The sequence below is a fragment of the Paenibacillus sp. FSL K6-1558 genome (assembly GCF_038002565.1).
In the GTDB taxonomy this organism is placed as follows: Bacteria; Bacillota; Bacilli; order Paenibacillales; family Paenibacillaceae; genus Paenibacillus; species Paenibacillus polysaccharolyticus.
Genome location: NZ_JBBOCV010000001.1, coordinates 2,911,902 through 2,935,758, shown reverse-complemented (window position 1 = coordinate 2,935,758; position 23,857 = coordinate 2,911,902). Strand labels below are relative to the sequence as shown.

Annotated in this window: 12 protein-coding genes, 1 tRNA gene and 3 rRNA genes; 15 read left to right on the top strand and 1 reads right to left on the bottom strand. The window is 47.1% G+C overall.

The features are described from left to right. The first annotated feature begins 7 nt into the window (after positions 1-7). The 6 genes from MHI38_RS12765 to ligA all read left to right on the top strand — a co-directional run bounded on the left by MHI38_RS12765 (position 8) and on the right by ligA (position 9,462). On the top strand, positions 8-997 hold the full coding sequence (locus tag MHI38_RS12765; protein WP_154891262.1) for a glycosyltransferase family 2 protein: 990 nt from the start codon (positions 8-10) through the stop codon (positions 995-997). Further along, entirely contained in the window at positions 994-2,394 is a 1,401-nt protein-coding gene (locus MHI38_RS12760; RefSeq protein WP_253500552.1) for an undecaprenyl-phosphate glucose phosphotransferase, read from the top strand. The genes MHI38_RS12765 and MHI38_RS12760 overlap by 4 nt, the downstream gene beginning before the upstream one ends. 272 nt (positions 2,395-2,666) lie before the next feature. Further along, complete coding sequence (locus MHI38_RS12755; RefSeq protein ID WP_154891260.1) at positions 2,667-3,542, top strand: phosphatidylinositol-specific phospholipase C/glycerophosphodiester phosphodiesterase family protein; 876 nt, start codon at positions 2,667-2,669, stop codon at positions 3,540-3,542. 216 nt (positions 3,543-3,758) lie between these two features. Beyond that, positions 3,759-4,463 (top strand): heptaprenylglyceryl phosphate synthase, encoded by a 705-nt coding sequence (locus tag MHI38_RS12750; RefSeq protein ID WP_154891259.1) that lies wholly within the window; start codon positions 3,759-3,761, stop codon positions 4,461-4,463. Positions 4,464-4,961: 498 nt separating this feature from the next. Continuing rightward, positions 4,962-7,331 carry a DNA helicase PcrA gene (pcrA, locus tag MHI38_RS12745; RefSeq protein ID WP_154891258.1) on the top strand — a complete coding sequence of 790 codons (2,370 nt, stop codon included), beginning with the start codon at positions 4,962-4,964 and terminating at the stop codon, positions 7,329-7,331. 118 nt (positions 7,332-7,449) lie between these two features. Further along, positions 7,450-9,462, top strand: coding sequence for an NAD-dependent DNA ligase LigA (gene ligA / locus MHI38_RS12740; protein WP_154985929.1), 2,013 nt, complete (start codon positions 7,450-7,452; stop codon positions 9,460-9,462). Between the two features lie 143 nt (positions 9,463-9,605). Here the strand turns inward: ligA and MHI38_RS12735 are convergent, their stop codons facing one another. After that, positions 9,606-10,991: a molybdopterin-dependent oxidoreductase gene (locus MHI38_RS12735; protein WP_341181288.1), complete on the bottom strand. Its 1,386-nt coding sequence runs from the start codon at positions 10,989-10,991 to the stop codon at positions 9,606-9,608. Between the two features lie 660 nt (positions 10,992-11,651). Here MHI38_RS12735 and MHI38_RS12730 point away from each other — a divergent pair. The 9 genes from MHI38_RS12730 (at position 11,652) to MHI38_RS12690 (ending at position 23,583) form a co-directional block, all read left to right on the top strand. Continuing rightward, positions 11,652-13,207, top strand: a 16S ribosomal RNA gene (locus MHI38_RS12730). Between the two features lie 108 nt (positions 13,208-13,315). Then, positions 13,316-13,391: transfer RNA gene (locus MHI38_RS12725), tRNA-Ala, on the top strand. 213 nt (positions 13,392-13,604) lie between these two features. Then, positions 13,605-16,655, top strand: a 23S ribosomal RNA gene (locus tag MHI38_RS12720). A 154-nt stretch (positions 16,656-16,809) separates the two neighbouring features. Next, positions 16,810-16,926 (top strand): 5S ribosomal RNA (rrf, locus tag MHI38_RS12715). Together the 16S, 23S and 5S rRNA genes with 1 tRNA gene alongside form the textbook arrangement of a ribosomal RNA operon. A 206-nt stretch (positions 16,927-17,132) precedes the next feature. Next, positions 17,133-18,317: a GNAT family N-acetyltransferase gene (locus MHI38_RS12710; protein ID WP_154892121.1), complete on the top strand. Its 1,185-nt coding sequence runs from the start codon at positions 17,133-17,135 to the stop codon at positions 18,315-18,317. Between the two features lie 496 nt (positions 18,318-18,813). After that, complete coding sequence (locus MHI38_RS12705) at positions 18,814-19,275, top strand: CtsR family transcriptional regulator (RefSeq protein ID WP_090924702.1); 462 nt, start codon at positions 18,814-18,816, stop codon at positions 19,273-19,275. A gap of 31 nt (positions 19,276-19,306) precedes the next feature. After that, the gene (locus tag MHI38_RS12700) at positions 19,307-19,825 is read left to right on the top strand and encodes a UvrB/UvrC motif-containing protein (protein WP_090924701.1); all 519 of its coding nucleotides are present in this window, start codon (positions 19,307-19,309) and stop codon (positions 19,823-19,825) included. Positions 19,826-19,853: 28 nt separating this feature from the next. Then, the gene (locus tag MHI38_RS12695; protein ID WP_154892124.1) at positions 19,854-20,924 is read left to right on the top strand and encodes a protein arginine kinase; all 1,071 of its coding nucleotides are present in this window, start codon (positions 19,854-19,856) and stop codon (positions 20,922-20,924) included. A 196-nt stretch (positions 20,925-21,120) separates the two neighbouring features. Next, positions 21,121-23,583, top strand: a complete 2,463-nt coding sequence (locus MHI38_RS12690; protein WP_154892120.1) for an ATP-dependent Clp protease ATP-binding subunit — start codon at positions 21,121-21,123, stop codon at positions 23,581-23,583. The last annotated feature ends 274 nt before the right edge of the window (positions 23,584-23,857 follow it).

The window sequence follows — 23,857 nt, the reverse complement described above, 5'->3', positions numbered from 1 at the left end:
TTTCAAAATGATTCATACAACCGATGCTTCACTAAGCGAAGTATCACATATAAATAAAAATGATAAGGTTGACGTTAGCATCATCATCGTTAACTACAATACACGTCAACTGACACTGGATTGTTTGGCATCAGTTTATGCGTCTCAGACCTCTTACCAATATGAGGTTATCGTCGTAGATAATGCTTCACGGGATGATTCGGTTGGGGCTATTCAACATGCTTATCCGAATGTGCGGATGATCGCGAACTCTGCCAACACCGGCTTTGCTGTAGCCAATAATCAAGGAATGGACATTGCCGGCGGACGCTACATTCTGCTCCTAAATTCTGACACGGTCGTTCAGCCAGATACGCTCCATACGATGGTCTATTTTATGGATCGCCATCCCGAAATGGGGGCCTCCGGTTGTAAAGTTATTCTTCCTGACGGCTCACTGGATAAAGCCTGCAAAAGAGGATTTCCCACACCATCTGCGTCATTCTACTACGCGTTTGGGCTTTCACGGCTTTTCCCGGATCAACCGAAGTTTAATCAATATCAATTGGGGCATCTTAGTCCAGACGATGAATATCCAGTAGATTGTCTGGTTGGTGCATTTATGTTGGTACGTCGTGAGACCATTGAGCAGATTGGTGGATTGGACGAGACGTTTTTTATGTATGGTGAAGATATCGACTGGTGTTATCGTATCAAAGAGGCAGGGTGGGGCATTTATTACTATCCGCGTACATATATTGTGCATTATAAAGGCGGTAGTGCCCGTCGCAAACCTTTGAAAATCACGTATGAGTTTCATAGAGCAATGTGGGTGTTCCACCGCAAGCACTACGCAAAGAAATATAATCCACTGATGAACGGAGCCGTATGGATGGGCATATCTTTAAAGTTTACGTTATCCCTCCTGCGTAACTGGGTATCTCTGCCTTCTCGTTCGAAGAGAACTGTTACACCGACGAGAACGGAAAACGAAGTATCATCCGAGGTGAAATCATGATTCGGCGTAATCAACGGTTTTTAACTCAATTGTATATCGCATCTGACTTTGGTGTTATCCAGCTTTCTTTTTTGCTCGCATGGTGGTTGAAATTTGAAAGTGATCTCTTGATAAACCAGAGCCCGCTACCTATAGAAAAGTATTTGATGTGGAGCCTAGTATATGCGGTACTTGCTATATTCGCAGGTTTGTTATCTTCACTTTATGTGCCTAAACGCAAAAAGCGTTTTGTAGATGAACTTTGGAAAATCATCCAATCTCACGGCATAGCCTTCTTCATGCTGATGAGTCTGATGTTCTTTTTCAAAGAAGTAAATATCTCGCGCGCATATCTTGCGATGTATATGATCGGTAACGTGTCTTTCACGTTGATGTATCGTTATATGGTGAAGTTGCAATTAAAACACTTGCGTAAAAAAGGCTTTAACCGTCAGTTTGTGCTGATCCTTGGGGCAGGTTCACTTGGGAAACGTTTCTATGACAATCTCAAAAGTTATCCTGAACTCGGGTATGAAGTTACGGGATTTCTGGATGATTACCGACATTGGGATCAAGTGGAACAAAAGAGATACAGCCCGATTTTAGGGAAAATCGATGAACTGGAAGAATTTTTGTCTACGCACTATGTAGATGAGGTTATTCTGGCTTTGCCGCTGGATGCACATGATAAATATTCGCATATTATCAATGTGTGTGAGAAGGCTGGAGTGCGCACACTGATTATTCCTGATTTCTTTGATTATCTGCCGGCACGGCCTCACTTTGATAACTTTGCAGGTATGCCGATGATTAATGTGCGTGACATTCCGCTCGATATTACCATTAATCGTCTTATGAAACGTGCGTTTGATATTGTGTTTTCGCTCGCGGCAATCATCTTCACATCTCCTATTATGCTCATTGTAGCGTTGGGGGTGCGTTTGACCTCGGCAGGGCCGGTTATCTTTAAACAGGAGCGTGTTGGGCTTAACAGACGTAACTTCATGATGTATAAGTTCCGTTCTATGAAGGCGATGCCTGAAGGTTTGGAAGATATAGGATGGTCAACTCAAAATGATCCACGTCGTACCGCCTTCGGAACGTTTATAAGGCGTACGAGTTTAGATGAGTTGCCACAATTTTTCAATGTATTGTTAGGTCATATGAGTGTAGTGGGTCCGAGGCCGGAAAGACCATATTATGTAAATCAGTTTCGAGATGAAATTCCTAAGTATATGATTAAACATCATGTTCGCCCAGGCATAACAGGATTAGCCCAGAGTAAGGGATTACGAGGAGATACCTCTATTGAGGATCGGATTGAACAGGATATTTTTTATATTGAAAACTGGTCTTTATTATTTGATATTAAAATTATATGGGAAACCATTCGCAATGGTTTGAAAAATGCATATTGAGTTTTCATGTAGATACGAGAAGGGGCACCAGATAGCGACAGATGAATTGAATGATCTCTCTGGCTTCCCTTATCTGATCCTTGTCTCACACCATTGAAAGTCGCCTCAGGGCGGCTTTTTTGTTTTGCCCCTGCTTGATTCGGGTAGTTAGTTACCAAAAAGTAATGTTACACAACATGTACCGTCGTTAATAGTAAGTGAACAGCAATAATTAATTTGTGATACTTGTAAACTACTTTGACTAATACGTCTGCAAAGGATGTGTAAATGATATGAAACGTATTGCCGCCGTTTTGATACTGTTGCTCGTTACTGTGGGTACACTCTTTTGGGCACATGACAGTCAAAGTGAGGAGCAACGTGATGGATTTGCAAACTATCGATTAATCGCCCATGCGATGGGCAGTATTCGGGAACAGCCTTACACCAACGCGTATGAAGCGATGATTGCCAATTATGAAAAAGGTACACGGGTATTCGAAATAGACTTCATGCTAACTTCGGATCGCGTAGCTGTAGCCAGACATGAGTGGACGGCTAACATGAGCAAAATGCTGGGACAGGATGAAGAGTTGCCAGAGCATAAACAGGCCGGGGCGCTTACACACGATGAATTCATGAACACACCGATTCTTGGCATGTACCAGCCAATGGATGCCGATGGAATTATGAAAGTGTTATCCAAGTACCCGGATATGTATATTGTAACGGATACCAAAGAGCAGAAGGACGAAGATATCCAGCAAGTGCTTCGATCATTGGTCAATGCAGCGAAGAAACATGATTCGTCAGCTCTAAGCCGAGTCGTGGTACAGATTTATAATGAACCTATGCTTGAAAAAGTAAAGGAGGTTTACAACTTCCCGTCCATTATCTACACGTTATACGCTACACAAGATACAGAGAGCCAAGTTGTTGATTTTGTGCAAAATAACGATATTGATGCTGTAACGATGCCGGAATATAAAGTAAACCAGAACTTTGTCGCTAAGCTGAAAAAGGCTGGGGCAGTCACCTATGTGCATACCATTAATGATACCCAGCAGGTGGCCAATTATGAAAAATGGGGTGTGTATGGGGTGTACTCCGATGTCCTGACAGAGCAGGAAATGGAAGAAATGAATACAAGGTTTGCTTGGAAACCTTAAATCATTCAAGACCCAGAAGAGACTCAGTATATGCTAAAAAACATTTGTAAGAGAATCAAATTTTAAGACATAGACTTTTTAGGGATGGAAACAGCAAAAAAGTCTGTGTTTTTTTTCTGTTCGCCTTTTATACGAACATTGACACCTACTGTCTGCTGACTTAGACTTAGTTTACAAGCTTTTTAGGATGCAGAAGAACCTCTGGAGGAATGTTCGTTGATAGACATGATTAAGCAGTGGAGACACGTATTTAAGCTCGACCCCGACAGGGAAATTACCGATGAGGCATTGGATCAGGTATGCATGTCTGGAACGGATGCGATTATCGTGGGTGGATCATCAGGTATTACGTATGATAATACGGTAGATCTGATGTCCCGGGTGCGTCGCTATGAACTGCCCTGTGTGTTGGAAGTATCCGATCTGGAGGCAGTTGTGCCTGGGTTTGACGGGTATCTGATCCCGATGGTGCTGAACACAACGGACAGCAGATGGATTATTGGACAGCACCAGCAGGCTATCGAGCGTTATGGCTATTTAATTCCTTGGGATTTGCTGATTACCGAGGGGTATATTGTGCTTCATTCGGACTCGACTGTGGCGAGGTTAACCGGAGCAGATACGGAACTGACGACAGAGGCTGCGGTTGCTTACGCTCAAGCTGGAGAACGGTTACTGAACCTGCCCATTATATATATGGAGTACAGCGGAACTTTCGGGGATATGGAGCTGGTTGGCGAGACACATAGACAATTGGAGCGATCACATCTCATTTATGGCGGTGGAATTGATACAGCAGAGAAAGCAAGACAAGCTGCCCAAGTTGCGGATACCATTGTTGTTGGGAATATTGTGTACAGCCATTTGAGCCAAGCATTGGAAACGGTACAAGCTGTGAAAGGCGATCGAAGTAACACCTGACCGGTTTAGTTTACCATTCCCCCACATCCCCTTTAGAATCTGTTAAAATAGATCTTTGTCCCTTTATTGATTTCATTTCATTTAAGTAATATTGCTTTCAGGTGCCTAAATCTCCTTCCGCCCATGTGCATTATGATTTATGTTTACACAGGAACGGAGAGTACAGGAGTAATCTGAAGAAACGAAGACTCCCGTTAAACAAACTGAAGATTTAATACAGTTTTCTTGGTGTTTTTACCTACCCACAAAGTATATGGCGACTATGTTTACACGCGAACGGAGAGGACAGAAATAAGCTGGAGAAGCGGAGCTAAAAGCTTTCTGAAAGAAAGCTGCATCGGAAGCATAAGCGTTCGCCTTTATTACCGGATATTCACCTTTAGAAAATAGTTTAAAAAATCCGGGAATAACAGCGATTGAAAGCTTATTCTGTCATCGGAGTGACAAGTGTAACCGCAGGACCCACTTATACGACCAATTAATGAAAGGAGCATGCATATGCAACCTGTAAATATACATGACGCCGTAGCACGGCTGAACACTCCTCAGCGGCAAGCTGTTGAGGCAACGGATGGGCCATTGCTTATTATGGCTGGCGCGGGCTCGGGCAAAACCCGGGTGCTGACACACCGGATTGCCTATCTGATCGCAACACGGAAAGCACCCCCGTGGGGCATTTTGGCGATTACGTTTACGAATAAAGCTGCTCGGGAGATGCAGGATCGGGTATCCCAACTGGTAGGCGGATCTCAGGGCCGCGATATTTGGGTATCCACGTTTCACTCCATGTGTGTGCGCATCTTGCGCCGTGATATTGAACGGATCGGTTTTACATCCAACTTTAGTATTTTGGACTCATCCGACCAGTTATCCGTTATTCGTAGCTGTATGAAAGATCAGAACATCGATACAAAAAAGTTCGAACCCAAAGCTGTTCAGGCGATGATGAGCACGGCCAAAAATGAACTGATCAGTCCAGAGCAATACGAGAAACAGGCGGGCGACTATTTTGAAGGCATTGTAGCCAAGGTATATACGATGTACCAGAAACGTCTCAGAGCCAACAACTCACTCGACTTCGACGACCTGATCATGGCAACCATTCAACTGTTCAAAGAAGTGCCGGAAGTGCTCGATTTTTACCAAAAGAAATTCCAATACATTCATGTCGATGAATATCAGGATACGAACCGTGCACAGTACATGTTGTGCCGTATGCTGGCTGACAGCCACCACCGTATCTGCGTCGTAGGGGATAGTGACCAGTCGATCTATCGCTGGCGTGGGGCGGATATTACCAACATCCTTAACTTTGAAAAAGATTACCCGGAAGCACAGACGATCCTGCTCGAGCAGAATTATCGTTCGACTTCCAACATCCTGAATGCGGCGAATGAAGTCATCGGCCTGAATACGGGCCGTAAACCGAAGAAGCTGTGGACGGATAAAGAAGGCGGCTCGAAGATCAAGGTATACCGTGCCGATTCCGAGCATGATGAGGGGTATTTTGTAACCTCCGAGATTAGTAAAAATGTGAAAAACGGCAAATCCTATCAGCAACATGCGATTCTGTACCGTACCAATGCTCAGTCCCGGGTTATTGAGGAAATTTTGATCAAGTCTGATATCCCGTATCAGATTGTCGGCGGCATCAAGTTCTATGATCGGAAAGAGATCAAGGACATTTTGGCTTATCTGCGCCTGTTGTCCAACCCGGATGATGATATCAGTTTGACCCGGATTATTAATGTGCCGAAGCGCAGCATCGGGGATACGACAGTAGCCAAGCTGGCTGCAGCCGCTGGAGAGCGCGGGGTTTCCATTTTCCGTGTACTGCAAGTGGTTGATGATCTCGGTTTCGCTGGCCGCACGCGTAATGCACTGGTGGAGTTCTATGATATGATCGCAGCTCTGCACCAGATGGTTGAATATCTGTCCGTGACTGAATTGACCGAGAAGATTCTGGAGATGAGCCAGTATCGTGACGAGATGCAGAAGGAAAACACCATTGAATCTCGCGCAAGACTGGAGAATATCGAAGAGTTCCTGTCGGTAACGATGGAGTTTGAGAAAAATAATGAAGACAAAACGCTCGTTTCGTTTCTCACCGATCTGGCACTCATTGCAGACATCGACAGCATGAACGATGACGAAGAGGATCAGAGCGATGCGGTCACGTTGATGACGATGCACAGTGCCAAAGGTCTGGAATTCCCGGTTGTCTTTATCGTAGGTATGGAGGAAGGGGTCTTCCCTCACAGCCGTGCTTTTATGGATAATGAAGAGCTGGAGGAGGAACGTCGTCTGGCTTACGTGGGGATTACACGGGCTGAGGAACAGTTATTCCTCTCGTGTGCACAGATGCGGACCTTGTTTGGACGTACAACAGCCAATCCGCCATCCCGTTTCTTGGATGAAATCCCGGATGAGCTTAAAGAAGATACTTCCATTGCACGCGACCGTTACCGCCGAGGAACCAGCACAGGCGGAGGTTCATATGGAGGACGTGGTTTAGGCTCCAGTGGTGGAAGCAATTTCGGCGGTGCCGCGAGTGCATCCAAGCTGTTTGAGCATCAAAGCCGAAGTGGTTCATCCGCAACAGCTTCATCTGGGCCAACGTCCCGGGTAACTACGAGTACATCTCGTCCCACCTTTGCGGCACCAACATCGGCTTCAAAATCGGCCTCATCCGAAAGTGCGGCAGGATTTAAGGCAGGCGACAAAGTGCAACACGGCAAATGGGGGACAGGTACCATCGTTGCAGTCAAAGGTAGCGGTAATGATACCGAACTGCAGATTGCATTCCCGGCTCCAGTCGGCGTGAAACGTCTACTCGCTGGATTTGCCCCGATTACCAAAGTGGAATAAGAATAAACGGCCTATTGTATGATACTGGACTGACATGACCATCGATTCTGCCATGTCTCTCGATTACAATAGGCATGTTCGTTCTACATATATTAAATATACGGAGGGATGGCCCAATATGGACCCGATGCACCGGATGGAGCAACTCGTTACCGAGCTGAACCAGCACAACTATCAGTACTACACGATGGATCAGCCGCAGATCAGTGATAAGGAGTATGACCTTCTATACGATGAACTGGTTACGCTGGAGCAGGAGAGCGGTATGGTATTGCCGGATTCTCCCACACAACGTGTAGGGGGCGAACTGCTCAAGGGATTTACCCCGCATCGTCATTTATCCCCATTATGGAGTTTGGACAAAGCACAGAACATTGAACAGCTTCGCAATTGGAATACACGTGTATTAAAGCTGGTGAATGACTATAACAGCAAAAACCCGGATAATCCGTTGCCTGAACCGGGTTATGTCATTGAGCTGAAGTTTGATGGACTGACCTTGAACCTGACCTATACCAACGGTGAGTTGGTGCAGGCTTCTACGCGCGGAAACGGAACGGTGGGCGAAGGCATTTTGGCACAAGTGAAAACCATCAAATCTGTTCCGCTCAAAATTCCGTATACCGGAGGTACGATTGAAGTGCAGGGCGAGGGCATTATGAATCTTTCTGTACTGAATCGATATAATGAAACGGCTGCCGAGCCGCTCAAAAATGCACGGAATGCAGCCGCAGGAGCGCTGCGTAACCTGAATCCGAAAACGACAGCTGAGCGTCGGTTGAATGCTTATTTTTATAACATTGGATACTCGGATGATATCCAGTTTGCCAACCATCAGGAAATGATGGACTTCTTGCGTGAGAACCGTTTTAAAGTTAATCCGTCACTCACCTATTTCCAAGAATTCGATGACGTTATGGAGCAACTCGAAGCAATTCAGGAAAATCGGGGGCAACTGGATTACCTGATTGATGGAGCGGTCATTAAGCTCACGGACATGCGAACTCGTGAAGTGTTAGGCTACACGGATAAGTTCCCGCGCTGGGCAGTTGCCTATAAGTTCGAAGCGGAAGAGACAACAACCGTACTGAACGAAGTCGTGTGGAATGTTGGCAGGACGGGTAAAGTGACGCCGCTGGCGCGGGTAGAAGCCGTTGAACTCGCTGGAGTGACCGTGCAGAACTGCACCCTGAACAATGTGGGTGATATTGAACGTAAAAATCTGAAATTTGCGCTGGGTTCACGTGTCTTTATTCGTCGTTCCAATGATGTTATTCCTGAGATTCTCGGCAAAGTGACTGAGGAGAATGACGGAGAAGAGATCATCTATCCAGAGCAATGCCCGGCATGTGGATTCCCGTTAGAGCAACGCGGAGCGCACTTGTTCTGCAATAACAAGCTGGCATGCAAACCGCAGACGGTTGCTCGGATCTCTCATTTTGCCTCCAGAGATGCCATGGACATTGAGACCTTCAGTGAGAAAACAGCGATTCAGCTATATGATGAATTGAATGTGCGTGAACCAGCTGATCTATATACATTGCAGTTCGATGATCTCGTGAAGCTGGAGCGATTTGGCGAAAAGAAAGCGAATAACCTTCTTACTGCGCTCGAGCAGAGTAAAGACCGGGACCTGGCTTCGTTCCTGTATTCCTTGGGTATCCCCAACACTGGAAAATCCACCACGCGTATGCTCGCCGATCATTACCGTGATCTGCATGCCATCATGAATGCTACCGTAGAGGAACTGGTTGAACTCCCCGATGTAGGTGGGATTGTTGCGGAGAGCATCGTGAATTTCTTTGCCGATCCGTTCACACAGGCTGCTATTGAGAAAATGCTGAATTTGGGTGTGAAAGCACAGGCACCAGAAGCGCCAGCGGTTGTGGTGGAGGATTCTTTCTTTAGTGGTAAAACGGTCGTGCTTACAGGAACACTGCATCAATTGACACGTGAAGAAGCAACGCAGAGACTTGAAGCGCTTGGTGCGAAGGTCACGGGGAGTGTATCGAAAAAAACAGATCTTGTCATAGCTGGAGAGAAGGCAGGCAGCAAATTAACGAAGGCTCGTGATCTCGGTATTCCGACCATCGAAGATGAGGACGAACTGGTACGCCTGCTGAATCCGTAGAACGTTAATATCTACAGTTTTGCGTCAGCACGTGTCATAGGCATTAATTAGGTACGTGATACAAGTAGCTTGTAAAGAAAGAGGCCTCCAAAAACACGCAAATGTCGTGTCAGGAGGCTTCTTTTGTATACGCTGGAGATCTGTTATGAACCCGTTATGTTAGGAAAACGCTGAGAAGCACCGGATAACCATGCATCTTTGTCGTATCCCCGTTCTTCCCAATACCCGATATGCTCGCTGTCGATGACTTCAATACGGTTCAACCACTTGACCGATTTGTAGGCGTACATCTGCGGAATAACGAGTCGTACAGGTCCACCAAGATCCGCAGGGATAGGTTTGCCATCATGCATGACCGCAATCATAATATCATCCATTTGTGCCTGCTCTAGTGTGATCGCATCGGTATATACCCCGTCTCCGGAATAAAATTTGACGCTGTGCGCGCCGGGCTTTATACCGGCGTTCTCCAAAAAATGCTTCAGAGGAATGCCTTCCCATGTATTCTTGTACACGGACCAGCCGGTAACGCAGTGGAAATCACTGACTTGCACGGTGCGTGCAAGCTTGACGAACTGTTCCCAATTCCAGATCTGGGCACGTTCTACAAGACCATCTACCCGAAATGACCAGTTTGCATTAGAGAATGATGGAATGGGTGTTACCGTATATACACGAAAATGTCCCTCGGCGCCCCCGCCAATTGGAGGAGATGAAGAAGATAAAGGTTGCGGAAGTGGAACCATCCGATTGGGGTCAGTCTCAAGCATGCTGTCTATGCTGTTATCAAACTTGAGGTTTTTACCTACCCATGATACAAATGTAGGTCCAAGAGTAACGGCGAGTCCTATGCCCACAGCAGAACGGATGAAGGCTCGACGGGTATATATCGGTTGCGGTTTCTCCATGTTTGGGACGTTATTTCTACCAGAGTCTTTGTCTGCATCGAGAATAGAAGTGGCTGCTGGTGTGTTGCGTGTGTCCAATTCCTCTTTGTTAGCGTTGGAATCGGCAGGATTATTTACACTTGGCTTCTGCATCGATGGTTCATTCGTTTGGATCATACGACGTGCAGGGTCTTTTAACCAACGTGTACGTGTGATGGAGTGGTAGATGATGTAAGGTAAACCAACCCATGTGAGCAAATCGTGAATCAGAAGCGCGGCATTGGACCACCGTGGGCCGGCCAGCTTGAACTGCCATAAAACGATGCCAGATAATAGCCAACCGATCAGAAGTGCAAGAACGATGATGGTATTTGCTTTTTGCCATGGTTTATTGCGGAGTTGCTTCCAATGTTTGCTGGCCAAAAATAAGTAATACACGACAGGCAAAAGCATGGCGATGCCCACGGCGATATGTAACCATTTTAACCAAACACGTCCGATACCCAGAGTTTCACGCCAGAAGCCACCAATTAATATGAGACCAGTAATAGCAAGTATCACAACGATCCAGGCATTCCAGGCATGAATAGAAACGAGCTTTTTGCCGTAACCTTTACGCATCATTTTTAACCACTGTTTCAAGTGTTTTCACCTCGCGTCATGGATTTAAATTAGAAATCGAAATCTTAGGTTGAAAGCAAAATCGTAATAGATCAATATTCAAAATTCAAAAGCGGATCTCAGATGAGTGTAGGAAGGGTACGTGTAAATATGAGCGTGCTACTGCTCAATTGGAACTGTTAACAACCTTGGAGTACTCCCTTTTATTTAAAGATACCTTATTATAAAGTTTTTGGATCACTTACTTCAAATTTGATCTTTTCCGAGCTATCACCTCTCTTGTTTGGCTAAGCAAAGCTAAAACTCGCTTCATTTCGATCATTCTCTCCAGGCTTTAAGATCGATCTTATTTTCAAAATGATAGAAGTTGAATAAAGTACTTGCTAAAAGCATGACAGCGTGATATATTATTTCTTGTCGCTTCAAACAGAAGGTAGTCGAGTAGCTTTGAAGATTGACGAAAAAGATTGTTGACAGAAACTCAGTTAACATGATATGATAAATTTCCTGTCTGGTTGACGTAAGTTGTCGCAAGATAAGGTGAACAAGTTCCTTGAAAACTGAACAAATGGATAGTAACTTTTGATTCACAATGAATCGTCAGATTCAAAATGAGCTTATCGCTCTTTTCAATACCCCGATGAGTTTCACCGCGTTTAACGACGCTGACGAAATTCATCTTTATTGGAGAGTTTGATCCTGGCTCAGGACGAACGCTGGCGGCATGCCTAATACATGCAAGTCGAGCGGACTTGAAGAGAAGCTTGCTTCTCTGATGGTTAGCGGCGGACGGGTGAGTAACACGTAGGCAACCTGCCCTCAAGCTTGGGACAACTACCGGAAACGGTAGCTAATACCGAATACTTGTTTTCTTCGCCTGAAGAGAACTGGAAAGACGGAGCAATCTGTCACTTGGGGATGGGCCTGCGGCGCATTAGCTAGTTGGTGAGGTAACGGCTCACCAAGGCGACGATGCGTAGCCGACCTGAGAGGGTGATCGGCCACACTGGGACTGAGACACGGCCCAGACTCCTACGGGAGGCAGCAGTAGGGAATCTTCCGCAATGGGCGAAAGCCTGACGGAGCAATGCCGCGTGAGTGATGAAGGTTTTCGGATCGTAAAGCTCTGTTGCCAGGGAAGAACGCTTGAGAGAGTAACTGCTCTCAAGGTGACGGTACCTGAGAAGAAAGCCCCGGCTAACTACGTGCCAGCAGCCGCGGTAATACGTAGGGGGCAAGCGTTGTCCGGAATTATTGGGCGTAAAGCGCGCGCAGGCGGTCATGTAAGTCTGGTGTTTAATCCCGGGGCTCAACCCCGGATCGCACTGGAAACTGTGTGACTTGAGTGCAGAAGAGGAGAGTGGAATTCCACGTGTAGCGGTGAAATGCGTAGAGATGTGGAGGAACACCAGTGGCGAAGGCGACTCTCTGGGCTGTAACTGACGCTGAGGCGCGAAAGCGTGGGGAGCAAACAGGATTAGATACCCTGGTAGTCCACGCCGTAAACGATGAGTGCTAGGTGTTAGGGGTTTCGATACCCTTGGTGCCGAAGTTAACACATTAAGCACTCCGCCTGGGGAGTACGGTCGCAAGACTGAAACTCAAAGGAATTGACGGGGACCCGCACAAGCAGTGGAGTATGTGGTTTAATTCGAAGCAACGCGAAGAACCTTACCAGGTCTTGACATCCAACTAACGAGGCAGAGATGCGTTAGGTGCCCTTCGGGGAAAGTTGAGACAGGTGGTGCATGGTTGTCGTCAGCTCGTGTCGTGAGATGTTGGGTTAAGTCCCGCAACGAGCGCAACCCTTATATTTAGTTGCCAGCACTTCGGGTGGGCACTCTAGATAGACTGCCGGTGACAAACCGGAGGAAGGTGGGGATGACGTCAAATCATCATGCCCCTTATGACCTGGGCTACACACGTACTACAATGGCCGGTACAACGGGCTGCGAAATCGCGAGATGGAGCCAATCCCAACAAAGCCGGTCTCAGTTCGGATTGCAGGCTGCAACTCGCCTGCATGAAGTCGGAATTGCTAGTAATCGCGGATCAGCATGCCGCGGTGAATACGTTCCCGGGTCTTGTACACACCGCCCGTCACACCACGAGAGTTTATAACACCCGAAGTCGGTGGGGTAACCGCAAGGAGCCAGCCGCCGAAGGTGGGATAGATGATTGGGGTGAAGTCGTAACAAGGTAGCCGTATCGGAAGGTGCGGCTGGATCACCTCCTTTCTATGGAGAATCGTCTTCTGCAACGAAGACATTCAAATATGCAAGTTCAGTGAACTTGCAAGCACTACTAAGTTACTACTCCATTTGTTCAGTTTTGATGGAATTTGAGGGGCCATAGCTCAGCTGGGAGAGCGCCTGCCTTGCAAGCAGGAGGTCAGCGGTTCGATCCCGCTTGGCTCCACCAAACAATTTCATCTATTTGTTGTGTTCTTTGAAAACTAGATATCGAAACGAAACAAACGCGAATTAGAACATTCCTTTTTAGCTGAACTTGTGTTAAAACAAGTTTCAATAAAAACGGTAGATAATGCAATTGCGATGGTATCGGGTGGGAGCGACTTTTGGCTTTGGACGTAGTCCAAAACAAGGGGAGCGAGCAAACGAAACCGGAGCATATGGTTAAGCTACTAAGAGCACACGGAGGATGCCTAGGCGCTAGGAGCCGATGAAGGACGTGGCGAACAACGAAACTGCCTCGGGGAGCTGTAAGCAAGCTTTGATCCGGGGATGTCCGAATGGGGAAACCCAGCTGGGGTAATATCCAGTTACTCATAACTGAATACATAGGTTATGTAGAGGCATACCAGGGGAACTGAAACATCTAAGTACCCTGAGGAAGAGAAAACAATAGTGATTCCGTCAGTAGCGGCGAGCGAACGCGGAGAAGCCCAAACCAAAGAGCTTGCTCTTTGGGGTTGTGGGACGTCTCACATGGAGTTACAAAGGAACCGGTTAAGCGAAGAGGTCTGGAAAGGCCCGCCAAAGAAGGTAAAAGCCCTGTAATTGAAAGTCTGTTCCCTCCGAGACGGATCCCGAGTAGTGCGGGGCACGTGAAACCCCGTATGAATCCGGCAGGACCATCTGCCAAGGCTAAATACTTCCTAGCGACCGATAGTGAAGCAGTACCGTGAGGGAAAGGTGAAAAGCACCCCGGAAGGGGAGTGAAATAGAACCTGAAACCGTGTGCTTACAAAAAGTCAGAGCCCGTTTTAGGGGTGATGGCGTGCCTTTTGTAGAATGAACCGGCGAGTTACGTTCCCGTGCAAGGTTAAGGTGAAGAGCCGGAGCCGCAGCGAAAGCGAGTCTGAATAGGGCGACTATAGTACGTGGACGTAGACCCGAAACCGGGTGATCTACCCCTGTCCAGGGTGAAGGTGCGGTAACACGCACTGGAGGCCCGAACCCACGCATGTTGAAAAATGCGGGGATGAGGTGGGGGTAGCGGAGAAATTCCAATCGAACTCGGAGATAGCTGGTTCTCCCCGAAATAGCTTTAGGGCTAGCCTCGGAAAACAGAGTCGTGGAGGTAGAGCACTGATTGGGTGCGGGGCCCGCAAGGGTTACCAAGCTCAGTCAAACTCCGAATGCCATAGACTTACTTCCGGGAGTCAGACAGTGAGTGCTAAGATCCATTGTCAAAAGGGAAACAGCCCAGACCATCAGCTAAGGTCCCCAAGTGTGTGTTAAGTGGGAAAGGATGTGGAGTTGCACAGACAACCAGGATGTTGGCTTAGAAGCAGCCACCATTGAAAGAGTGCGTAATAGCTCACTGGTCGAGTGACTCTGCGCCGAAAATGTAACGGGGCTAAACACACCACCGAAGCTATGGCTTGGATCGACTTCACTGCTTCTTTGAGGCGGTGTTTACCACAAGGACATTTTTGTCTGACAAGGTGTGAAGCCTTGGAAGACCAAATGGTTCCCAGGGGATAAACACAGGGCTTCGAAGCTGGAGTGAAGTCGATCCAGGGGTAGGGGAGCGTTGTATAAGGGTTGAAGGTGTACCGTAAGGAGCGCTGGACATTATACAAGTGAGAATGCCGGTATGAGTAACGAAAAGATCAGTGAGAATCTGATCCGCCGAAAGCCTAAGGGTTCCTGAGGAAGGCTCGTCCGCTCAGGGTAAGTCGGGACCTAAGGCGAGGCCGAAAGGCGTAGTCGAAGGACAACAGGTCGAAATTCCTGTACCACCGTAAATCGTTACGAGCGATGGGGGGACGCAGTAGGGTAGTGACGCAGGCTGATGGATGCCTGTCCAAGCAGTAAGGCTGGTTAGTAGGCAAATCCGCTAACCGTAAGGCTGAGCTGTGATGGGGAGTGAAAATTACAGTAGCGAAGGTCATGATCTCACACTGCCAAGAAAAGCCTCTAGCCAGATGAAGGTGCCCGTACCGCAAACCGACACAGGTAGGCGAGAAGAGAATTCTAAGGCGCGCGGAAGAACTCTCGTTAAGGAACTCGGCAAAATGACCCCGTAACTTCGGGAGAAGGGGTGCCCCGGTAGTGTGAATAGCACGAGGGGGCCGCAGTGAAAAGGCCCAAGCGACTGTTTAGCAAAAACACAGGTCTGTGCGAAGCCGTAAGGCGAAGTATACGGGCTGACGCCTGCCCGGTGCTGGAAGGTTAAGGGGAGTGGTTAGGGAGTAATCCCGAAGCTGTGAACCGAAGCCCCAGTAAACGGCGGCCGTAACTATAACGGTCCTAAGGTAGCGAAATTCCTTGTCAGGTAAATTCTGACCCGCACGAATGGCGTAACGACTTGGGCGCTGTCTCAACGAGAGATCCGGTGAAATTTTAATACCTGTGAAGATGCAGGTTACCCGCGACAAGACGGAAAGACCCCATGGAGCTTTACTGCAGCTTGATATTGAATTTGGGTACGATCTGTACAGGATAGGTGGGAGCCTTTGAAGCGTGAGCGCCAGCTTGCGTGGAGGCACCGTTGGGATACCACCCTGATCGTATCTAGGTTCTAACCTGGTACCGTAAACCGGTGCGGGGACAGTGTCAGGTGGGCAGTTTGACTGGGGCGGTCGCCTCCTAAAGAGTAACGGAGGCGCCCAAAGGTTCCCTCAGAATGGTTGGAAATCATTCGAAGAGTGCAAAGGCATAAGGGAGCTTGACTGCGAGACCTACAAGTCGAGCAGGGACGAAAGTCGGGCTTAGTGATCCGGTGGTACCGCATGGAAGGGCCATCGCTCAACGGATAAAAGCTACCCTGGGGATAACAGGCTTATCTCCCCCAAGAGTCCACATCGACGGGGAGGTTTGGCACCTCGATGTCGGCTCATCGCATCCTGGGGCTGAAGTAGGTCCCAAGGGTTGGGCTGTTCGCCCATTAAAGCGGTACGCGAGCTGGGTTCAGAACGTCGTGAGACAGTTCGGTCCCTATCTGTCGTGGGCGTAGGAAATTTGAGAGGAGCTGTCCTTAGTACGAGAGGACCGGGATGGACGTACCGCTGGTGTACCAGTTGTTCCGCCAGGAGCACCGCTGGGTAGCTATGTACGGACGGGATAAGCGCTGAAAGCATCTAAGCGTGAAGCCCCCCTCAAGATGAGATTTCCCAGTATGTAAGACCCCTTGAAGACGACGAGGTAGATAGGCTGGGGGTGGAAGTGCAGCAATGCATGGAGCTGACCAGTACTAATCGGTCGAGGGCTTATCCAATAGCAAGTTTTAAATCGCGTACGTTTCGTTTCGAATCTAGTTTTCAGAGAACAACACTCTGAATGGTGAAATGAAAATCGGTACATCACGGAATGTGTGTATGATTTTCAATTCCAAAATGGATATGGAAGAAGCTATGCTTCGACCAATCGCGTTTGGTGGCGATGGCGGAGGGGTTCCACACGTACCCATCCCGAACACGACCGTTAAGCCCTCTAGCGCCGATGGTACTTGGACCGCAGGGTCCTGGGAGAGTAGGACGCCGCCAAGCGAAGAACCACTGCCGATGTAATTCGGTGGTGGTTTTTATTTTATATATTAAAATTCAGAAGACATTATGATTTAGGAGATGTGAACGTTACATCTCTTGTTTGACTTTAAAGGGAACCTCTGAGACACTCAAATGTAAGAAAAGGGCACAAGCAGCCTTTTGTACAGAATGAACTTACATTAGAAGAAAATGAGGTGCAGATTAGTATGGAACTTCGCAAATTAACGATCGACGATTATGAGGCTTGTATGGCGCTCTCCGAGTATGCTTTTCAATTTAAATTAACAGAGGATCAGTTGGAGAGGCGGCGCCAGGAATTCGCTAAGCATAATGTATTGGGGGTTTATGCGGATGGTCAGGTTGGAGCCAAGTTGCAGATTATTCCTTTTCAGACCTATATCCATGGAAGGTCCTTTGAAATGGGTGGAATCGCGGGTGTAGCCACATGGCCGGAATATAGACGTAAGGGCTGGGTAGCAGGATTGCTGAAATACGCACTAGAAGAGATGAATCGGAATAAACAAAGTGTATCTTTCCTGCATCCGTTTTCGTTTTCTTTTTATCGAAAGTATGGCTGGGAAACCTATGTTGAATATAAGAAATACAAATTGTCTACGGCTCAACTGCCTGCCAAGCAACTGACACCAGGCACGATCAAACGTGGTAATGCTGAGCTTGCAGAATTGAAGCAGGTGTATGACGCTTATGCAGCGCGCTATAATGGGACTTTGAATCGTGATGATGCGTGGTGGGAAAATTCCGTTTATGTCAAAAAAGGAAGCCAGCGTGCTGTATACTATGATGAGGCAGGAGTGCCGCAAGGGTATGTCCTCTACGAAGTCAAGGAAAGTAAGTTTACCATCGGTGAGTTCATTCATTTGAATGAAGAGTCCAGACGAGGGCTTTGGACGTTCATTGCTAATCACGATTCCATGATTGACGAAGTAACTTTACAGGCACCTGCAAGTGATCTGCTTGCATTTCAATTGGACAATCCACGGATTGGGCAAGAGGTAGTGCCTTACTTTATGGCACGAATCGTGAGCGTGGAGCAGTTCATTTCGCAGTACCCTTTTGCCAGTCAAGACTCGCCCGTACAGATTTGGCTTGACGTCGAAGATGCTTACGCTCCGTGGAACGAAGGTGTATGGGAATTAAACGTGGCAATGAACGGAACCGCTTCAATATGGAAAAAGGCAAAATCGGATGGCGAAGGTCAGCTGAATCAGCCGATTCGTCTCAGTATTCAATCCCTTTCAGCCGTGTTAATGGGTTATCGTAGACCCGCAGAGATGGCACAGATCGGTAGATTGGAAGGGCCAGTGAGCGCTATCCAAGCGTTGGAAAAGGCAGTTCCCAAACGTGAAACCTATTTGCTTGATTTCTTTTGAGCGACGATCTATATCGAGTACGACTTCATTCCAACAGATATGAAGCGCAATTGGAAGCAATGAGAACTTCTCCCGATGTCCGGGAGAGGTTTTTTTGTGTCAGGCGAATATTTCGTGTAAAATCGTAAAAAATGAATAGTGCCCCCACTTGGCAAAACAGTAAAATATGCTATAATGTATATAAAGTCAAAGAAAGTCAAAGTCAACTCAAGGTTAAATACGTAGGATTATATTTCTGGAATACGTGCTATTTACCTATGATATGACGTTAGCTTTCTTACTGTTCTCTGATGAAAAGTACCGTAAGTCGGAACACATCATTGGAAGATCAAGGGGATATTCAAGGACCTTCGTGCTTCCTTTGTTCTCCTGTTTAACACTTGTATCAGCAAGATTCGCTGTTTCTCTGAGTGGTTAAATGGGTGGAGAAGGTGTACTCTGTGGGGGGCGTGTGGTCCTTATTGACTTAACGTTTCAGACAGTGGAGGATGATTGGATGCGTAATATCTCTGATATTATTGAACGATATCTGAAGGGTATTTTGCATGAAAGTCCCGAAGGAATGATTGAGATTCAGCGTAATGATCTGGCAGATCAGTTTTCATGTGTACCTTCCCAGATCAATTATGTCATCAGCACCCGTTTCACTCTTGAAAAAGGGTATCTCGTCGAGAGTAAACGTGGCGGTGGTGGGTATGTTCGTATACAACGCATTGAATTACCTGCCCAATCGGCGCTGCACAACCATCTGCATCACAGTATTGGTGACGAGATTGGACAGACTGCTGCGGAAGGCTTGATTTATCAATTGGAAGAAGCGCGTTTTTTAAGTAAGCGGGAAGCCGGGTTGATGCGTGCGGCTGTGTCGAGAGAAGTTCTTATGGTCAAACTTCCTTACCGGGATCAAATTCGTGCCAGAATGTTGAAGGCAATGCTAATATCTTTGCTCGGTAAATGAAAACTATCGGGATCAAAGGAGGTACATCTATATGCTGTGCCAAGAATGTAACAAACGTCCGGCTACACTTCATTTTACGAAAATTGTAAATGGCGAGAAGACGGAATTTCATATTTGTGAATCATGTGCCCGAGAGAAGGGGGAGATGATTCCTGGAACAGCAGGAGGATTCTCTATACACAACCTGTTATCAGGAATACTCGATTTTGATCCGGCAGGCAAAAGTTCAGGTGCTGCTCCTGCTAAAACGCTGCAATGTGAAGAATGTGGCATGACGTATGCTCAGTTCAGCAAAGTTGGTCGTTTTGGCTGCAGTTCCTGTTATAAATACTTTGACAGCCGTCTGGACCCTTTGTTCAAGCGAGTGCATGGTAGTACATCGCATGTAGGTAAAGTTCCTGCCAGAGCAGGCGGGCGTATTAAGGTGAAACGGCAAATTGCCGATCTGAAGCAAAATCTGCAGCAGAGCATTGCTCAAGAAGAGTTCGAAGAGGCCGCTCAGATTCGTGACCAGATCCGGGAACTTGAAAAAGAAATAGCTCAAGAGTAAAGTTTGTCATAAGTAGGAGGGAAGCATGATGCCTAATCTGCGTTTTACAGAGAAGGCGCTCAGTGACTGGATGCGCAGTGATGCAACTGATTCGGAGATCGTAATCAGCAGTCGTGTCCGGATCGCACGTAACCTTCAGCATATCCCGTTTCCAATGCTGGCTTCGAGTGAGCAATCGGAAGAGGTGCTGAATAAGCTGAGCGAAGTACTTCAGTACGATGACGTACACGCCTTTGGTGATTTTACTACACTCGATCTGATCGATATTGACGAACTCGACAAGCGTGTGCTGGTGGAAAAACATTTGATTAGTCCGAGTCTGGCGAATGAATCGACCAACGGAGCCGTAATTCTTAGTGAGGATGAGTCGGTAAGTATTATGATCAATGAAGAGGATCATTTGCGTATCCAGTGCCTCTATCCGGGGTTCCAGGTCAAAGAGGCCTGGGAGAAAGCTTCCGCTATAGATGATGCTTTTGAAGCGCACGTGGATTATGCGTTTGATGATCGCAGAGGGTATCTGACCAGTTGTCCAACGAATGTTGGAACAGGTGTCAGGGCATCGGTTATGATGCACCTTCCCGCATTGGTTATGACTCAGCAGATTGGCCGTATCCTCAGTGCCGTGTCTCAAGTGGGATTAACGGTGCGAGGGATCTATGGAGAGGGTAGCGAGGCGATGGGCAACTTGTTCCAGATTTCCAATCAGATTACACTTGGACAGACGGAGCAAGAAGTGATTGACAACCTCCACGGTGTTGTTTTACAGATGATTGGTCATGAGCGTACCGCAAGAGAACGGCTCATTACTGATTCCAGACTGCGTATTACGGATCGAGTGATGCGTTCCTACGGGATTTTGTCTCATGCAGCGATTGTAGATACGAAGGAAGCAGCGCAACGTTTGTCGGATGTGCGGCTCGGCGTAGATCTTGGTTTGTTGGAAGGATTATCGATTCCAGTGATGAATGAGTTGAATGTAATGACTCAGCCAGGTTTTTTACAAAAAACATTTGGGGATATGCGTACAGATGAGCGCGACATCTACCGTGCTCAGTTAATTCGTGATACGATCAATGCAGCTAAAAGTTCTGGTTAAACCTTCCTTTAAGCGTTAATATGGGTTTCATGCCGCATCTGCGGCTTTTATATAATAAGCTTCCATCTAGACTGAAGCTACCAATGATTTTATTCGCAGCATGGCTGCAAACAAAAGTGATATGAAGAATAACGAAGGGGCATTCAAATAGAATGGAATCCCTCGTTTTATCCAAAACCATGGAGGTGCAGGAGATATGATGTTTGGAAGATTTACGGAACGGGCCCAAAAGGTGCTCGCACTCGCGCAGGAAGAAGCTGTCCGTCTCGGTCACAATAACATCGGTACGGAGCATATTTTGCTCGGCCTCATTCGTGAAGGTGAAGGCATTGCTGCCAAAGCACTGATCGGCCTGGGACTCGGATTGGAAAAAATTCAGGATGAAGTAGAAACGCTGATTGGCCGTGGCCAAGAGCAACCTACGAACATTGCATATACGCCACGTGCGAAAAAAGTAATTGAATTATCGATGGATGAGGCGCGTAAACTCGGCCACACCTATGTTGGCACAGAACACATTCTTCTCGGACTGATCCGTGAAGGTGAAGGCGTTGCGGCACGTGTGCTCAATAACCTTGGCATCAGCTTGAACAAAGCACGTCAGCAAGTACTGCAATTGCTCGGTAGCAGTGAAGCAGTTTCCAGCCACAACGGCACACCTGCCAATGTAAGCACACCAACGCTGGACAGCCTCGCTCGTGATTTGACGGCGTATGCCAGAGAGAATAACCTTGACCCGGTTATTGGCCGTAGCAAGGAAATTGAGCGTGTGATTCAGGTATTGAGTCGTCGTACCAAAAATAACCCGGTATTGATCGGTGAACCGGGTGTAGGTAAAACAGCAATTGCCGAGGGGCTTGCCCAAAAAATTATTGCAAACGAAATTCCCGAAACATTGCGTGATAAACGTGTAATGACGCTGGATATGGGTTCGGTTGTTGCTGGAACCAAATATCGTGGTGAGTTCGAGGATCGATTGAAAAAAATCATGGATGAGATTCGTCAGGCGGGCAACATTGTCCTGTTCATTGATGAGTTGCACACACTGATTGGTGCGGGTGGCGCAGAAGGCGCGATTGATGCATCGAACATCTTGAAACCGGCTCTTGCTCGTGGAGAATTACAGTGCATCGGTGCAACGACACTGGATGAGTACCGCAAATATATCGAGAAGGATGCTGCGCTAGAGCGTCGTTTCCAACCGATTACAGTGGATCAACCATCACCGGAAGAAGCCATTCAAATTTTGCATGGTCTGCGTGATCGTTACGAAGCGCATCACCGTGTGAAAATTACGGACGAAGCGATTGTGCAAGCTGTCAAATTGTCGGATCGGTATATTACAGATCGTTTCTTACCGGATAAAGCGATCGACTTGATCGATGAAGCAGGATCAAAAGTAAGATTGAACTCCTATACGATTCCGCCAAACCTGAAACAATTGGAGAGCCGTCTGGAAGATATCCGTAAGGAAAAAGACGCCGCGGTTCAGAGTCAAGAGTTCGAAAAGGCAGCGGCACTGCGTGATACGGAACAAAAAATCCGTGAAGAGCTTGATACAACGAAAAATCAATGGAAAGAAAAACAAGGTCGTACCGATTCCGAAGTCACTCCGGAGGATATCGCTCAAGTGGTAGCCAACTGGACAGGAATTCCGGTGAACAAGCTGAAAGAAGAAGAGACACAGCGTCTGATGAATCTGGAGTCCATTCTTCATGAACGTGTAATCGGTCAGGATGAGGCTGTTAAATCGGTCAGCCGCGCCGTTCGCCGTGCACGTGCAGGACTTAAAGATCCAAAACGCCCAATGGGTTCATTCATCTTCCTCGGTCCTACCGGTGTAGGTAAAACCGAGCTGGCTCGTGCACTTGCTGAAGCAATGTTTGGTGATGAAAATGCCGTAATCCGGATTGATATGTCCGAGTATGGTGAGAAACACTCCACAGCACGACTGGTCGGAGCGCCTCCAGGTTATGTTGGATACGAAGAAGGCGGACAGTTGACAGAGAAAGTTCGTCGCAAACCGTACTCCGTTGTCCTGCTGGATGAAGTGGAAAAAGCTCACCCCGAAGTTTTCAACATCTTGTTGCAAGTACTGGAAGATGGTCGTCTGACGGATTCCAAAGGCCGTGTTGTTGACTTCCGTAATACACTGATCATTCTCACATCCAACGTGGGTGCAGAAGCGATCAAACGTAATTCTACTCTTGGATTCACAGCTGTTGTGGATGCAGGTGCAGATTACGATAATATGAAGGGCAAAGTGATGGATGAGCTGAAGAAAAGCTTCCGTCCTGAGTTCTTAAACCGGATCGATGAAATCATCGTATTCCACTCGCTCGAAGAGAAACACATTGCTGAGATTGTTACTCTTATGAGTGAGGACCTACGTAAACGTCTTAATGAGTACGAGGTGGATTTTGAGCTCACAGATAACGCTAAGGCTTTCTTGGCGAAAGCTGGCTTTGATCCTGCTTACGGTGCACGCCCACTTCGCCGGGCGATCCAGAAGCACATTGAAGACAAATTGTCTGAAGAGTTGCTTACAGGTAATGTGACTAAAGGGGATTCCTTACTCATCGACGAAGAGAATGGTGCATTGTCTGTAACGAAAAAGGAAGCAGCCGTTCCATCCAATGAGGAAATTGAAACAAAATAAATATGATGTATGTGGCTGAATGAATTCAGCTACCCGCATATATAGAACCTCATATATAGAACCTCCCTGGCTTTGGCCGGGGAGGTTTTTTCGTATGTACGAATTATAAAGGGATGTGTGAAGATTTGATTGAGATGAAGCGATATTGATGAGGAACATGTGTAAAGTTTGCGATAATCCTTTACGAAAAATCTCAAACAATGGTAAACTTTTAGTATCCCTGTATGTCAGGGCAACGAGTAAATTTTGTCGAATAATGCAAAATGCTGCTATA

Excerpts from the sequence above, each read along its gene's own strand:
- MHI38_RS12765 (WP_154891262.1), top strand. The coding sequence starts at position 8 with ATGATTCATACAACCGATGCTTCACTAAGCGAAGTATCACATATAAAT.
- MHI38_RS12760 (WP_253500552.1), top strand. The coding sequence starts at position 994 with ATGATTCGGCGTAATCAACGGTTTTTAACTCAATTGTATATCGCATCT.
- MHI38_RS12755 (WP_154891260.1), top strand. The coding sequence starts at position 2,667 with ATGAAACGTATTGCCGCCGTTTTGATACTGTTGCTCGTTACTGTGGGT.
- pcrA (WP_154891258.1), top strand. The coding sequence starts at position 4,962 with ATGCAACCTGTAAATATACATGACGCCGTAGCACGGCTGAACACTCCT.
- ligA (WP_154985929.1), top strand. The coding sequence starts at position 7,450 with ATGGACCCGATGCACCGGATGGAGCAACTCGTTACCGAGCTGAACCAG.
- MHI38_RS12710 (WP_154892121.1), top strand. The coding sequence starts at position 17,133 with ATGGAACTTCGCAAATTAACGATCGACGATTATGAGGCTTGTATGGCG.
- MHI38_RS12705 (WP_090924702.1), top strand. The coding sequence starts at position 18,814 with ATGCGTAATATCTCTGATATTATTGAACGATATCTGAAGGGTATTTTG.
- MHI38_RS12700 (WP_090924701.1), top strand. The coding sequence starts at position 19,307 with ATGCTGTGCCAAGAATGTAACAAACGTCCGGCTACACTTCATTTTACG.
- MHI38_RS12695 (WP_154892124.1), top strand. The coding sequence starts at position 19,854 with ATGCCTAATCTGCGTTTTACAGAGAAGGCGCTCAGTGACTGGATGCGC.
- MHI38_RS12690 (WP_154892120.1), top strand. The coding sequence starts at position 21,121 with ATGATGTTTGGAAGATTTACGGAACGGGCCCAAAAGGTGCTCGCACTC.